At 68.1% G+C, this 703-nt stretch carries 1 protein-coding gene; it reads left to right on the top strand.

Annotation, left to right across the window (positions count from 1 at the left end; translation table 11 throughout):
* Window positions 1-64: 64 nt before the first annotated feature.
* The coding region (locus QCE64_RS36455; protein ID WP_310009223.1) for a hypothetical protein at window positions 65-703 on the top strand (639 nt) is incomplete at its 3' end.

Here is a 703-nt window from a genome sequence, read left to right as displayed (position 1 = left end):
GACGGGCACGCTTGCGGCCGGCGTGAACGGTGATGGGTCGTTGGCGCAATCGGGTGACCTCGACGTGAGCGCATCAGGCGCCGTGGCGGCGACCGGCCGTAACGTTGCCGGCGGCAATGCAGCCCTGAGCGGCAGCGCGCTCGATCTCGGCGGCAGCACTACGTCTGCGCACGGCGCGCTCGTGCTCGCGGCGCGCGCCGCCAATGCGAACCTGTCGGGCGCGACGACTACGGCGGGCGGCGGCCTCGAGGTCAGCGCCGCGAATGCGCTGGTCAACGATCAAGGCACGATCAGCGCGGCAGATATCCGACTGGACGCGGCGTCGCTCTCGAACCGCGGCGGCTCGATCGCAAGTAACGGACGTCTGGCTGTCGTGTCCGGTGCGCTTGTCAACGCGTCAGGCTCCATAACAGCCCGAGACGGCCTCGCGGTGACGGCCGACGGCGCGCTCGATAACGCCGACGGCAAGTTGCTGTCGAACGCGGACGTGAACCTGCTCAGCGCTGCGTTGAACAACGACGGCGGCCAGATCGGCGCCGGCACGAACGAGACGATTCGGACCGGGCGACTGACCAATAGCGGCGGCTCGATCGTCGCGCCGAACCTCACGGTCACGAGTACCAGCACAATCGACAACACCGGCGGCGGGATTGAGGCGAACGCGCTCAATGTCAACACGACGGAACTCATCAATCGCGCGGGC

The organism is Caballeronia sp. LZ043 (genome assembly GCF_031451075.1).
GTDB lineage: Bacteria > Pseudomonadota > Gammaproteobacteria > Burkholderiales > Burkholderiaceae > Caballeronia.
This window is presented reverse-complemented; position numbering and strand designations above follow the sequence as displayed.